Origin of the sequence: Sporosarcina sp. P2 (assembly GCF_002743255.1) — a bacterium.
In the GTDB taxonomy this organism is placed as follows: Bacteria; Bacillota; Bacilli; order Bacillales_A; family Planococcaceae; genus Sporosarcina.
This window is the reverse complement of the sequence record NZ_PDYY01000023.1, coordinates 1-14218: the sequence shown is the minus strand read 5'-3', so window position 1 is coordinate 14218 and position 14218 is coordinate 1. Positions and strand designations below refer to the sequence as shown.

Here is a 14218-nt window from a genome sequence, read left to right as displayed (position 1 = left end):
CGTCGCTAAGTGCAAATACATGCTCTTAACGCTCCGCTTTTAATCGCAAAAGCCGTCCTTCGTAACGGCTCTCGCTACCTGCGGGGTCTCAACATTCGCGCTGAATCCCGCAGGAGTCGGCCTTTTTCCGCTTCGGTACACTCTTGATTACTAACTAATTAAACTATTTAAATAATTTTCGGTGAATTAAAAAAGGTATGAAGGTGTCTTCTCCTTCATACCTTTTGAGGTTTTGTACCAGCCTCTTGTTAATAGTAAGAATTAAATAGTGAATGATTGCTGTTTCCAGAGGATATCTAAAATTTCTTCCATACGGACTGAGGTTATTTCTTTGTTCGAGTTGATCCAGACAACTTCATTTTCTATACCATGCAACTTTCCTTTGATACTACCTTTTTCCGTGATGATTTCTAATGGAGCATATAATTCTTTACGGAATGGGTGGTGCAAGTACTCTAATCTTTGGCGGATCAGTTGAGTAGCTACTAATTCGTTTTCAATCTCTGGCGACTCTTGCACCGACACATTTTCTGTAACAGGTAAGACTACGGGGCCCTCTGATCCTCTTGAGTGTTCCGGCTCGAAAACGGATGTGCTTTCTTCTTCAACTATAGGTATATACCGATATTTTCTAATAATCGGGCTGGAGATGAACAGCAACGGCTTTTCATTACGCATTTTCATCACTTCCTTTTAGTTAGCATATGTAAGTAAAGCGCCTAACGTTCCGAAATAAAAAAAAACAGTATTCCTAGTTCATAAAGAACTAAGGAATACTGTTGCAAGTCCTAGATAAATGACGACACTGATGACGTCGTTGAGTGTAGTAATAAATGGCCCTGAGGCAACAGCCGGGTCCACTTTAAGTTTATGCATAAATAACGGAATAAATGATCCCGAAATGGTGGCAACGAAAATCGAAACCATCATCGCTGCTCCTACTAGTAATGCAATCACCAGTTCATGCTTCCAGATAAAGATTAATAAGACGACGAATATCGCACAAATCAAACCTGTAATAATTCCCGTGCCTGCTTCTCTTATTAGTAACTTCAACTTACTTTCATCTTCAATATCACGTGTTGCGATACCACGAACCGCAACAGCAAGTGACTGCGTTCCACTATTTCCGGCAGTTCCGGCGATTAAGGGGATAAATGCTGCTAATAGAGCAACTTGAGAAATCGTATCCGTAAATAAATCAATTAAGTTTGCTGTCAACATTCCGAGAACCAATAAAATCAGTAGCCATGGAATCCGTTTTTTGGCAGCAGAGAATGGATTTTTATCAAAAGTATCCATTGTCGAAACACCGGCAAGCTTAGAATAGTCATCCGATGCTTCCTCATCGATTACGTCGATAATGTCATCGACTGTGATAATCCCTAGTATATGTTGCTGGAAGTCGACGACTGGAACAGCTAGGAAGTTATAATCCTGAATCGTTCGAGCGACATCTTCTTGGTCGTCTGAAACGGATACGCTGACGAGACGATCACTCATAATGGAGCGGATTAATGTATCTTCATTGGCAATTATTAAGTCACGTAACGAAACGACCCCAGTCAAACGCTGGTAATCATCTACAACAAAAATATAGTAAATGGTCTCAGCGCTTGGTGCTTCACTACGCAAAATCGTCATAGCGGAACGAACTGTGGAATTCTCGGAAACCGTGACGAATTCCGTCGTCATGATCGAACCGGCTGTATATTCTTCATAGTGTAGTAATGCTTTAATTTGAAGCGCCGCTTCTTTATCCATCAACGTTAAATAGCTAACGACTTTCTTTTTATCTAGTTCTTTCAGGACATCTACCGCATTATCCACAAACATGTATGAAATCATCTCTGCGGCGTATGTCGCGTCCATCTCCTCAAGGAACTCTTCGTATTCATCTTCCTCAATTTCACTTGTTTCAAATATTTCAGCAAGTTCTTTTGGCGATAGATAAAAATACATCAATTCACGAAGCTCTGCACCCACTTCTTCATAAAAAGTTGCTCGATCATACGGATGAAGTACCAGATATTCTTGTCTGAACGAATGAATATCCTCGTTAATCAGTAATTCTCGCAACTTCACCGCATCCAAAACGATTTCACTTCTCATTTGTTCTGGTTGAGTAGTCATGATTTCACACCTTCCCTTCTGCACATACGATACGCTTAAACGTACTAATTAGTTACTATAAAACGTTCTGACTGCTTTGCATTAACAGAGTTGTGCTGTTTTTCGAATCCGCACACTTGCTGACTTTGCCGTAAATAGTATTGCATATCTTCCGGCAACGGACTAGTAAAGTGCATTCTCTCTTTCGTGAGTGGATGAAGTAAACTGATACCAGAACAATGCAATGCCTGGCGTGGGAATACATCTCGGTTTGCCCCGTATAAATCATCACCTACAAGTGGATGTCCGAGCCATTGCATGTGCACACGAATTTGATGCGTACGACCTGTATGCAACGTCAAGTCTATGACGGTAAAACAGTCTATTTCATGACGATAATGTGCAGTTACTGATACATCTGTTTTTGAATACTGACCATCATCCCGTACCATTCTCTCAATAATACTACCTTCTCTTCTGCCAATCGGTTGTTCAATAGTCAAGAATGGCGTAGTAATTATGCCTTCTGAGAATGCAGTATAGTGGCGTTGAAACAAATCTTGCGCCATTTGTTTGCTTAATAGATGATGGATATGGCGGTTTTTCGCCACACAAATAATACCTGACGTATCCGTATCAAGACGTGTCACCATATGAGCAGTTGAAAGAATACCTTCTCTATCAAATTTTCCACAGACAAAATTCGCAAGCGTTCCAGATGGATGATTGCGAGATGGTATCGTACTTTGTCCAGCGGGTTTATCAAGCACCAAAAGAGTTTCATCTTCATACAAAATGGATAAGGTACCTTCTTGTGGAATCAAGCCATTACTCACCTGTTCAGGAGGGAATAATACTGTCACTTGATCATTCGGCTGTAATTGATGACGCACGTTTTGAGATTTCCCATTCACCAATATCTCTCCACCGCGATATTTAATAGCAGTTAACGTCGTTTTGGAAATTTCATGCTGTGCCAAAAATTCACGTAGCAATCCACTTTTCTTCACAACGAATTGTAATTGAAACAGTGTATTATTTTTTCTTTTCATCATCTTCACGTTCATAGATTAAATCACTCGCGACAAATGACTCTTCTACACGTTTCCAGAATGGGAAAGGACGGAAGCGCGCAAAGCCCATTTTTTCATTGGACACTTTATATTCGATGGATTTCACATCTTTATGAAGGAGTTGCAAATGATCGACTGTCACCATGAAATCAGGACCTTTTACAGGCGTCAATGTACAGATATGATGATCGGGTAAAATAAGTGGAGATCCTACTGTACGGAATACGCGATTATTAATCGATGCCATTTCTGTCAATTGCATAGATGGCAATGAAGGATGGATAATCGCACCGCCTAGCGATTTGCTGTAAGCAGTGGATCCAGATGGCGTCGACATGCAAAGCCCATCTCCTCTAAATCGTTCAAAGTGTTCTCCATTTAATTCAACATCCATCACCAACGTAACTTCAGGTGATTTTACGGTAGATTCATTCAACGCTAAATAAGATGCGCTTTTTTCGGAATGACGATAATTGATCGTCACTTCAATTAAAGGATACTCGATGACTTCGTACTCTTGTCTTGCGATCAAGATCACCAGTTTTTCTATTTCAGAAGGTTTCCAATCCGCATAAAACCCTAAGTGCCCCGTATGAATCCCCACAAATGATGTCTTATCCAAGCGGTGAATATATTTATGGAAAGCATGCAATAGCGTTCCATCCCCACCGATGGACAACACAATATCCGGCTCTTCCTCATCATACTTCAAGCCGAAATCGCGCAAATATACACGTGCTTCTTTCATTAACTTATTGGATAGCTCATCATTTCGCGACTGAATTGTGAATTTCATTACATCACTTCCATTCTTCTTGTGAAATTCTTTTGCCATATATCAATTCACCTTTTCCAGCACCGGCTTGAATATTTCCTCTACAGCTGTACTGAATTCCTCGCCATAATTATCATTGCCTTCAATATTGAATATCAACGCCTGCAATTCGTCTGCAGCACCTGTCAAACGTATTTTCTGATCTTGCCAAATCAACACAGGTTCCGCTTGTTGCAGTAGCATATCGACTAGCCCACGCCAGCTGTCTCTCGGAAAATACGCATAACGATAGCCAGTCTCGTGATCAAATATATATACAAACGATTGATGATCTGTGTCTGTCAACATTTTTCCAGTTGGAGAACCTAACGGCCACTCTGCTTCTGGATTCAATATAAATTGAACTTCATTACCGTCGTTACGTGTATCAATGATTTTATTTTTCATGTTCAAGACATCCACTTCCTTAATTAAAGTCTTTACGTTTAGTCTACCATATGCCACACATAGTTGCATTTCGTTATTGTGCATTATGGTAAGAAAGTTGGTATAATGAATATAATAAACGAACCTATTTACGATCTTCAATAACCAGGAGGAAAAAGTATGAATCTCGAACCCATTAACACTCGGTTACTCCTTGAAATCAATACACTGCAAACTCTTGGAGCGGTTCAATCCTTCAGTAGTAATACACCGACCAGCTCCAATTCGTTCCAGATGGTACTTACGCAATTGTTGGAAGGCAATAACATTAGCGCTGAACTCGCAAAACAATCCGAGCAATTATTTAGCCAGGGAAGCAGCGTGTCTCCATTTGGTATGTCACAAAGCCCAATTGAAGTAGTTACCGCTGTATCAACAGCCACATCGTCGCCAGCAACTACTAATCCATACGCAGATATCATCAAACAAGCTGCTGATAAATATCAACTACCAGAAAAACTAATTGCTGCCGTCATCAAACAAGAATCCAACTTCAAAAGCAACGCAAAAAGTCATGCAGGCGCAGCCGGACTCATGCAACTAATGCCAGGTACGGCTAAATACCTCGGCGTGTCCAACCCCATGGATCCTCACCAAAACATCATGGGCGGAGCCAAATATCTACGCAACATGCTCAACCAATTCGGATCGAATGAAATGGCACTAGCAGCCTACAACGCGGGACCGGGGAACGTAAAAAAATACGGAGGCATCCCGCCTTTTAAAGAAACCCAGAACTACGTAAAAAAAGTCATGAACTACTACCACCAAATGGTGTGAAATTTCGCTGTCGTTTTTCGCAACGTATACCTATAACTACCCAGTGGTTTACAAGCCTAAGGCGACTTTGAATCAGATTAGCCAGCTAGTTGATCCGACTCGAGCGATCCAATCTGCTATATAACAAGAAACAAAATAAGTTCTTTTATTTGTATAGAAATTCGTTCGTTGATAGAATACAGATACAGATGCACGAAGGGGTGTGAATTCAATGACTCGAAAACCTGTCATCCCTTTTGAGGAGATCGGCGAGAAAAAATTACATGAACTGATTGAAACATTTTACGCAAAAGTGGCTGTTCACCCAGATCTCATTCCCATTTTTCCTGATGATTTATCCGAAACCATTAGGAAGCAAATACAATTTCAAACACAATATCTTGGCGGACCGAACCTATTCACGGAAGAGCACGGACATCCTATGATGAGAGCTCGACATAACCCTTTCCCTATAACACCTACACGCGCAGAAGCATGGCTAGCATGCATGGCTGAGGCAATGGACGACGTAGGACTGGAGGGTCCACTTCGGGAAGTCTACTATAAGCGCCTTGTCTTAACAGCCAACCATATGGTAAATAGGAACGAGGAGGAAGATCAGTGAACTATCTAACTGTTATTGATGATACGTTACACTTCTCTGCTTCAGTAAAGCCCATTGAACTCTATGTATTTCTTGATCCTTATTGTAAAGATTGTTGGTCACTGCAACCGTTGCTACGTAAAATGCAGGTCGAATACGATCACTATTTTACGTTACGCATCGCGTTAAGAACGCCTATGACAAAACTGAATCCACCTTCTTTACTTGATCCGAACGATGCAAAATCAACCAAGCGGTCAAATCCTTGTTTCCCTAATATTGCAGTAAAAGCTGCAGAGTTCCAAGGTAAGCGAGCTGGATTCCGTTACCTATCCTGTTTACTTGAGTACTCCTTCTTGAAGAAGCGTGACGTCGCGTCCTATTCAGTTCTCGTTGAAATTGCTGCACGCATTAATTTAGACGTAGATGAATTTATCGCGGATTTTACTTCTGAAGAAACATCGCGTGCTTTGCAGGTCGATATGTATTTAGGTAATGAAATGGAAGTGGACGAGGCACCAACCTTCGTTTTCTTCAATAGCAATATAGAAGACGAAGGATTGAAAGTAAGTGGCCTCTATGACTATGCGATCTACGAACAGATTTTAGAAGAACTAATTGGAGAACAACTTCTACCAGAAATGCCTCCTACTATTGATTTGTTATTCAATCGTTTTGATTTACTCACAACGAAAGAAATCGCAGAAATGTGTCACGTGACGGAAAAAGAAGCTGAACGCGAATTAAAGAAACGCTTACTAAAACAGGAAATCGAACGAATCCCTTTCCAAGATCGTACGTTATGGCGTAAAAAGCAACCTAATTGTTCGCTAATTAAATAGCACTTATACTAGTCGAAGCCCAACAATTTGTTGGGGCTTCGACTTTTTCACGTAAAAAATAAGAAAAGAGCATCCGCTCCTGGGGGGGAGTGAATGCTCTCTTTCAAAGGGAATGGGAGAAATGTTCACGTTCAAACAAAAGGGGTGTATGTTTGGTATGTGATTTATTCCACAATTATACCATATCATAAATGACTTAAAACTTCAACAAATTATAACAGTTTTCATCCAAATGTCATGGTCTTTGCGAATGTCTGTCGAAACATGCAGTCAAAAGTTACCCTCTTTTTGCCAATAACTGTTCCAGTTCTTCCAATCTCGCCTCAAATACCCGGCACGCTTCTTCAATCGGTTTTTCAGATGTCATATCGACACCCGCTTTTTTCAGTACTTCGATTGGATAGTCGGATGAACCTGCCTTTAAGAAGTTCGTAATATAACGTTCTACTGCAGGCTCCCCTTCTTCTAAAATCTGCTTGCTGAGCGCCACAGCCGCACTATATCCTGTCGCGTATTGATAGACATAATAATTCATATAGAAGTGGGGAATACGCGCCCATTCTAAACCGATTTCCTCGTCACTAACAATCGCATCACCATAATACTTTTTATTCAAAGCATAGTATTCTTCGGTTAACTTTTCAGCAGTCAACGGTACACCGTCTTGATCGAGCTGATGAATCAAATGCTCGTATTCTGCAAACATCGTCTGGCGGAACACCGTCGCACGGAATCCATCCAGCCAGTAGTTCAACAAGTAAATCCGCTGGTCTTCATCTGTCGTCACTTTCAATAAGTGATCATTCAGCAATGCTTCATTCACTGTTGACGCAACTTCCGCCACAAATATAGAATACCCACTATATATGAATGGTTGATACTTACGGGAATAATAGCTGTGTACACTATGTCCGAACTCATGCGCTAACGTAAACAAATTGCTTACATTGTCTTGCCAGTTCATTAAGATGTAAGGATTCGTTCCATAAGAGCCTGAAGAATACGCACCTGAACGTTTCCCTTTATTTTCACGCACATCAACCCAGCGATTATCCAGTCCTTCCTTTACAACAGCTCGATAATTTTCACCAAGCGGATGGAAGCTCTCGAGCATAGTATCTTTTGCTTCTTCGTATGTGTACTTCATCTTTGTATCTTCGACTAGTGGTGTATAGATATCCCACATATGAAGCGTATCCACATTCAATACTTTTTTTCGTAATGCTACATAACGATGTAATAAACCTAGATTTTTATTGATGGTAGACAACAGGTTTTCATACACTTGCTCCGGAATATGGTTATTGGATAATGCTGCTGCTCTTGCTGAGCTATAATTTCTAATTCTGGCGTTGACATTATGCCCTTTTACATTACCGCTTAATGTCGAAGCAAATGTATTTTTAAACTCTCCGTACCTTGAATACATTTCTTTAAAAGCCGCTTCTCGAACTTTTGGGTCTTTGCTCTCTAAAAATTGTGAATAACGACCATGTGTCAATTGAACGTCATTTCCATCTTCATCTTTGACTAAACCAAAAGTTAGATCGGCGTTATTTAACATACTGAATGTTTCGGAAGATTTTCCTGTCACTTCAGATAACTGCGCGATTAATTGCTCCTGTTCTGAAGACAGAACGTGAGCGCGTTCTGCATTCAACTCTTCAAATTCCTGTTTATATAAACGCAAGCCTTCATGCGACTCAATCGTTTCGTTCAGTTGCTTTTCATCGATCGAGAGTAATTCTGGAGTGAAATAGGATAATGCTGTAGATATTTTCACGACTAACGTTCTAATCCGACCATCCATTGCCTGATAAAAACTGTTCGTCGTATCCTGATCTGTTTTAAGATGCGCATAAGTGTACAATCTTCGTAGACGTTCTGCCAACTTATCACGATATGTTAACGCTTCAAAAAGTGGACGAGCTCCATTTCCTAGAGTGCCTTTATACTGTTCTGCTTCTTTAGCCATCTCTTCAATTTTGCTGTACTCTTTATCCCATTCTTCATCAGATGAAAATATATCTTCCAAGCGCCATGTTTCCTCTTCAGATACTTCATCGCGCATCAATACTTTGTGATCATTCGTCAATCCAATTCCTCCTCCTGCATTTACCGTTATTTGATTCTCTTGTATTTTCTCAATTCTTGGCATGCATTGCAAGAAATCGCCCTGATAGTATTTCCAGCACAAAATCTTTACCCATGAATTGATCCAATCGATAGATATCTATGCGACGCTCTTTCAAGAAATCCACATAACTTTGACAGGCTTCCAATTGTCGGCTTGACTCTCCTTCAAATGGTTTGACAAATGAATGAAGAATAGAGCGATTTAGTTGAAAGGGTGTATTCCTCGTTTGTCGGATAGCCGCGATAAGTAGTAATTGCCATTCACTATCAGACTCTGTAAATGCTGCTTGCCCGAATGTCGGAACGCCAATCCATGCGGGTAGTTGAATGGGCTGTACACGCAATTCATAACATGCACGCAAAAAGCGATGATGGATACCTCTTTGATTATACCCAATTACCGACCGAAGATACTTGCGGCGCGCAGATTGGTATTGACGTGTTAATTCTTCTATGTCTTTTGTGGATGGAGTAGCAGGAATAGCGAATGGAATCGTTTGATGTGCACTTCGCATGACGGAGTGACATACCACAAACGCAGTGCCTCGAAGATGGATGAAATGACTGAGGTAGTGAAATTGTTGCTTTAACGGATTGTACGTGATGAACACGGATAACGCTTCTTTAGTATGTGAATGAATGTGGCGGATAAAGTGTTGTTGGAATTGACTAAATCGATAGGTAAGGACAAATGATGAAGAGTCTTGTAGTTGCGTAGGTGTGAGTATGATCCATATAGGCGTCATTTTAGCGATATGGTAGCCAGCGTTACGTTCTACTATACGCGCAATTGGAATCGTACTGCACTGAAATTCAATAGGGACTTGCTCGTTTCGCCACGACACAAGCAGATCAGGACGTTGCCGGATGTCGCGCAGATAGGGTTCCATCTCTGTTGGTAGTTGAAGACGTGAAAATAGTTCATAAAGTTGGATTTTACCTAGTAGATGGGTTGGGGACTCCCCTTCTGAGAAACTATCACGGCAGGTGGTTTGCTTCAGATGAGCAAAGTGTGGGATCACAATATCGCCGACTTTTAGGAGTACTTGTTCTTTGCATTGAGGACAATGAAAGGTTTCGTTTTTACGCCACTCTCGTAAGTTGACTAGGGACCACTGCCGTGTTAACACGACTTGCTTCCCGCCACTTGTAAGAGCTGTTAACAAGGCCTTCACACTCCTTCTCTTTTATACTACGAATTTTCTGATTAGTTGGCAAGAGAAAGTTTCATGATTCAATCTTAAAAATGCAGGACGACAGCCTGTCTCGCAGTTATGCCTGCGCTACTGTGGGGAAATAAATTAGTTTGTGTTTCTAACAAATAGAAAACTAGCAACATTGTGATACCAATCATGAATTTCTTGCTCACTTTTTGTTGGATACGAAAATTAGTGAGTGTATGCTTTCTCGACCCGCGCAGGCACGTGGGGGATTGCCTCCAGCCCTGAGCCAAGCTGGCGATAGGACTGCCAGTTGTCTCATGGCCACGGCCTACCCCGCAGTTGTGCCTGTGCTACTTAGTGGTAATGACGTAAGTTGTGGTTCTAACAGAAATAGAAAGAGCGACAGTGTGATACCTATCACTTGTTTCTTGCGAGTGAAGTGTATGAACTGTCCTACACACTATCTAACGAAAGCCATCCACTAGCGCCGCAGTGGGGGCAATGAGCATTACACTTACATTGTCAGCAAAACCATAATCCCACGCTCAAACACGAGCAGAAAAAAGCACGTGAAAGAACTACAACCCTATCCCCAATCCTCTTTTCAGATTAAATGAGTACTTGAACTAGTCCTACACACCATTTAACAAAGACGCTGCCAGTAGTTGGCAGAAAGAAAAAGGCTACCAAATTACCGGTAGCCTTTTAGAGTATTATGAAAAATATTTAGTTACTTGTTCAAATACGTCAGATCCCATAACTTCCTTGCCGTATTCAGCTATACGATGAATAGACATTTTAGACACTGCACCGTATTCCGTTACCATGCTGGCAATGTCTTTCGCACGTTTCTTCTCAATGAGAGAATAATCGAAGCGTAAGTTGAGATAATAACGATCCTCGAATGCGTATAGTTGCGAATCAAATTCGTCTTCGAGTGTAATCATCTTGCTAGCCAATGGTATGATCTGGTCAAATTCATTGAAAACAAATATTCTATCTGTCACTTGCAACTCTTCTTCATTTTCTTCTTCAGAATCAGTAATCGCATCGAAAATTGGATCGAACAATTCTTCTGGATCTTCAATTCCAAAAGGAAACTGTGATGATTCTGCGTTCTTCGGAAGATGCGCGCGAGTTACAATTACTTCAATGCCTTCATTCATCGCGTTAACTTGAATCCAAAGCGGTCCTTCTACTTCAAATTCCGTGTCGTCACCGAGTTCATCCATCATATCCCAAAAAAGCTCTTCGCTTTTGTCACGATTATACCAGACGTCTTCTTTACTAAAACCACGGGCTTCAATATCTCCATAGGACAGATTAAACTTTACCGTGTTTTCATTAATGCGCTCTATTTCCATCCCTTATCTCTCCCTTCTGTAAACAGGCCCTCCCCTGTTATATACTAATACACACTTGCAATGCTTATTACTACTATATGTCGACTTCGACGTTTTCGTAAGGGTTTATTGAATTTCATTTCATGTTATACGCATTGAAGTGGTTAAGCTAGAGGAACACAAGGGAATATCAATTCAAAAAAGCTGATAGGCACAATTGTATCCCGTGTCATCCCTATCAGCTTTTGTTATTAAGATTAGTTTACCATACGCCGCGCTTCGAGCAGCTGATAGGCTCTAACTTTTCTCGGTAGGAAACGACGAATCTCATCTTCATTATACCCTACTTGGAGTCTTTTTTCATCTAGAATGATTGGTCTTCTTAAAAGCCCAGGATGCTCTTGAATCAATTCATAAAGCCTTTGAAGTGGAAGACTTTCTACGTCAACATTTAATTTTTGAAAAATCTTGGATCGTGTTGAAATAATTTCGTCAGTACCGTCTTCAGTCATCCGAAGAATTTGTTTGATTTCTTGAATATTCAATGGTTCAGAGAAAATATTACGCTCTGTATAAGGAATCTCATGTTCCTCCAACCATGCTTTTGCTTTTCTACAAGATGTACAACTAGGCGATGTATAAAGTGTGACACCCATATATTGACACGTCCTTTCCTACGGTTCCGCTCATTAGATTTTGTATACTTGCAATTCATGTAATTCAATTTAGAATTATTATAATTAATGTCTATACTGTTCATTATACACATAATCATTCTCAATTAATATAGTTTTTCAAAAAAACTTTTTCGGAATTCACAATTTCTTGATTTTCAACATTCCAGTAGAGAATCATGCTGTTTTCTGCGATTAATGAACACCTTCTACTGTTATACCCAGGGTGGAAATGTTTTAAACATTTCAATTGTAAAAAAATGCATTCTCATTTAGAAAATAAATCTACTAATTATTCCCTCACTATATAGTACGTACAGATGTACTAAAAGGTTTCATATAGTGTGAAAGTTTTTTCATTATATCAAATCAAAGTTGCATTTTTTATAAGGTATCGATATAATCTTAAGCAATAAGTGAATGGCATTGAAGGAAATAGTATTTTTGTGGCGGTTTTTGTAGAGAGCTTGTATAAGGTGAAAACAAGTAAAGCTGCACAAAGAGAATGGGCTCCTGAGCTTGATGGATGAAAACAGTACTCCATCACGTCTTCTCACGTTACGGGAATAGAGCGGCTATTTTTAGCAATTCGGGTGGTACCACGGTTACCTTTCATCAATCGTCCCTATTTACAGGGGATGACTGATGTTTTTTTATGCCATTTTTTTTACGGACGACACAGACTGTTTCGTTCCAGTCGACAATTCAAAGGAGGATACATGCTTATGAAAACTATTTTTTCAGGCGTACAACCAACAGGTGTCATCACATTAGGGAACTACATTGGCGCGTTCCGTCAATTTGTTGAACTTCAAAACGACGAGGACTGTATTTTTTGCATCGTTGATCAGCACGCAATTACAGTGCAGCAAAATCCGGATGACTTAAAACAAGCGATCCGTTCATTAGCCGCTACGTATATCGCAAGTGGCATCGATCCAGAAAAATCCACATTATTTATCCAATCGGAAGTTCCAGCTCATGCACAAGCCGGATGGATCATGCAATGTATTTCGTACATTGGTGAACTCGAGCGTATGACACAGTTTAAAGACAAATCAGATGGAGCAGAAGGTGTATCTGCCGCACTTCTTACCTACCCTCCATTAATGGCTGCGGACATTTTATTGTATAACACGGATATCGTGCCAGTCGGTGAAGATCAGAAGCAACATTTAGAGTTAACTAGAGATCTAGCAGAACGCTTCAATAGCCGATACGGAAAAGTATTGACCATTCCGGCCGTTCGTATTCCTAAAAATGGGGCTCGTATAAAATCTTTACAAGATCCATTGAAGAAAATGAGTAAATCTGATCCAAATAAAAAAGCAACGATTACCATTTTGGACACACCAAAAGAAATCGAAAAGAAAATTAAAAGTGCAGTAACGGATTCTGAAGGTATTGTGAAATTCGATGTTGAAAACAAACCGGGTGTTTCCAATTTATTGATAATCGAATCTTCACTGAGTGGTGTAACCATCGAAGAACTAGAAGCGAAATACGAAGGCCAAGGCTACGGTGCATTTAAAACCGGTGTCGCTGATGCCATCAATACACATTTGGCGGGAATCCAGGAACGCTACCATGAATTGATCGATTCCCCTGAACTTGATGCAATCCTCGACCAAGGAGCAAAAAAAGCAAACACCATCGCTTCCGCCTCCCTCAAAAAGATGGAGGCCGCGATGGGCTTGGGACGCACACGGTAAGCAGTAATAAAATTACCGCCGTCACCAACATCATAAAATCTGTCGACTGCAAAATAAAAATTAATATCTGTCGATAATTATAACCCAGTGCGGAATAATTTAAGTAAAACAACAAATTAGCAAGCGTTACTACAATGACACAATAACTACAAATAAACACAAAAAAACGCGTCACAGCCATCTCGTCCTTTTCCCTTTTCTTTCATCCTATGTTCAAACTGGGTGCAATTAGACGAGTCCCCTTGCCCACAACCAAAAAGACTGAAAACATCTCCTGGAATACCTTCCAAGGAGCATGTCTTCAGTCTTTTTTGTAAATTGATTCAATAAGGTTTGGAGTTTGATTTGTAATGCACTAATCTTCACTTGATAGAACAACACACTAGTTGACCGTAAGTGGAAGGCGGCGACTCCCTCTTGGAAATACGATAGTGACAAGGTTTATCGCGTTCTAAGTATGACCAAAAAATATTTTTCTGCATGTATCCGCAGTATGCATTCCTTAAAATACATGACTTTACGTATTCTGGAAGTACGGG

General features: G+C 40.4%; 13 protein-coding genes and 1 other annotated feature. Of the genes, 4 read left to right on the top strand and 9 right to left on the bottom strand.

Annotated elements, in window-relative coordinates; translation table 11 throughout:
* Window positions 1–261: 261 nt before the first annotated feature.
* From CSV67_RS16220 to CSV67_RS16200, 5 genes are all read right to left on the bottom strand, one after another.
* Entirely contained in the window at window positions 262–678 is a 417-nt protein-coding gene (locus CSV67_RS16220; RefSeq protein WP_099632626.1) for a hypothetical protein, read from the bottom strand.
* Between the two features lie 78 nt (window positions 679–756).
* Window positions 757–2133, bottom strand: a complete 1377-nt coding sequence (gene mgtE, locus CSV67_RS16215) for a magnesium transporter (RefSeq protein ID WP_099632625.1) — start codon at window positions 2131–2133, stop codon at window positions 757–759.
* A 44-nt stretch (window positions 2134–2177) separates the two neighbouring features.
* Window positions 2178–3167 (bottom strand): RluA family pseudouridine synthase, encoded by a 990-nt coding sequence (locus CSV67_RS16210; RefSeq protein WP_369803196.1) that lies wholly within the window; start codon window positions 3165–3167, stop codon window positions 2178–2180.
* Window positions 3148–3981, bottom strand: a complete 834-nt coding sequence (locus CSV67_RS16205; RefSeq protein ID WP_099632627.1) for an NAD kinase — start codon at window positions 3979–3981, stop codon at window positions 3148–3150. Before CSV67_RS16205 ends, CSV67_RS16210 begins: the two co-directional genes overlap by 20 nt.
* A 42-nt stretch (window positions 3982–4023) precedes the next feature.
* A complete protein-coding gene (locus CSV67_RS16200; RefSeq protein WP_143560723.1) occupies window positions 4024–4407 on the bottom strand; it encodes a UPF0738 family protein in 384 nt (127 codons plus the stop codon).
* Between the two features lie 159 nt (window positions 4408–4566).
* Here CSV67_RS16200 and CSV67_RS16195 point away from each other — a divergent pair, with 159 nt between their 5' ends.
* The 3 genes from CSV67_RS16195 (at window position 4567) to CSV67_RS16185 (ending at window position 6651) form a co-directional block, all read left to right on the top strand.
* Complete coding sequence (locus CSV67_RS16195; protein WP_099632623.1) at window positions 4567–5226, top strand: lytic transglycosylase domain-containing protein; 660 nt, start codon at window positions 4567–4569, stop codon at window positions 5224–5226.
* Window positions 5227–5437: 211 nt separating this feature from the next.
* On the top strand, window positions 5438–5830 hold the full coding sequence (locus CSV67_RS16190) for a globin domain-containing protein (RefSeq protein WP_099632622.1): 393 nt from the start codon (window positions 5438–5440) through the stop codon (window positions 5828–5830).
* Complete coding sequence (locus CSV67_RS16185; protein ID WP_099632621.1) at window positions 5827–6651, top strand: DsbA family protein; 825 nt, start codon at window positions 5827–5829, stop codon at window positions 6649–6651. Before CSV67_RS16190 ends, CSV67_RS16185 begins: the two co-directional genes overlap by 4 nt.
* Window positions 6652–6928: 277 nt before the next feature.
* Here the strand turns inward: CSV67_RS16185 and pepF are convergent, their stop codons facing one another.
* The 4 genes from pepF to spxA form a co-directional block, all read right to left on the bottom strand.
* On the bottom strand, window positions 6929–8722 hold the full coding sequence (pepF, locus tag CSV67_RS16180; protein WP_233189651.1) for an oligoendopeptidase F: 1794 nt from the start codon (window positions 8720–8722) through the stop codon (window positions 6929–6931).
* 73 nt (window positions 8723–8795) lie between these two features.
* Window positions 8796–9953 (bottom strand): competence protein CoiA, encoded by a 1158-nt coding sequence (locus CSV67_RS16175; RefSeq protein ID WP_158232967.1) that lies wholly within the window; start codon window positions 9951–9953, stop codon window positions 8796–8798.
* Between the two features lie 710 nt (window positions 9954–10663).
* A complete protein-coding gene (gene mecA, locus CSV67_RS16170) occupies window positions 10664–11314 on the bottom strand; it encodes an adaptor protein MecA (RefSeq protein ID WP_099632618.1) in 651 nt (216 codons plus the stop codon).
* Window positions 11315–11550: 236 nt separating this feature from the next.
* Window positions 11551–11949, bottom strand: a complete 399-nt coding sequence (gene spxA, locus CSV67_RS16165) for a transcriptional regulator SpxA (RefSeq protein ID WP_009765721.1) — start codon at window positions 11947–11949, stop codon at window positions 11551–11553.
* Between the two features lie 435 nt (window positions 11950–12384).
* Window positions 12385–12597, top strand: a binding site (T-box leader).
* A 95-nt stretch (window positions 12598–12692) separates the two neighbouring features.
* On the opposite strand from spxA, the gene trpS reads away from it, so the two are divergent.
* Window positions 12693–13679 (top strand): tryptophan--tRNA ligase, encoded by a 987-nt coding sequence (gene trpS, locus CSV67_RS16160; RefSeq protein WP_099632617.1) that lies wholly within the window; start codon window positions 12693–12695, stop codon window positions 13677–13679.
* Window positions 13680–14218: the final 539 nt, after the last annotated feature.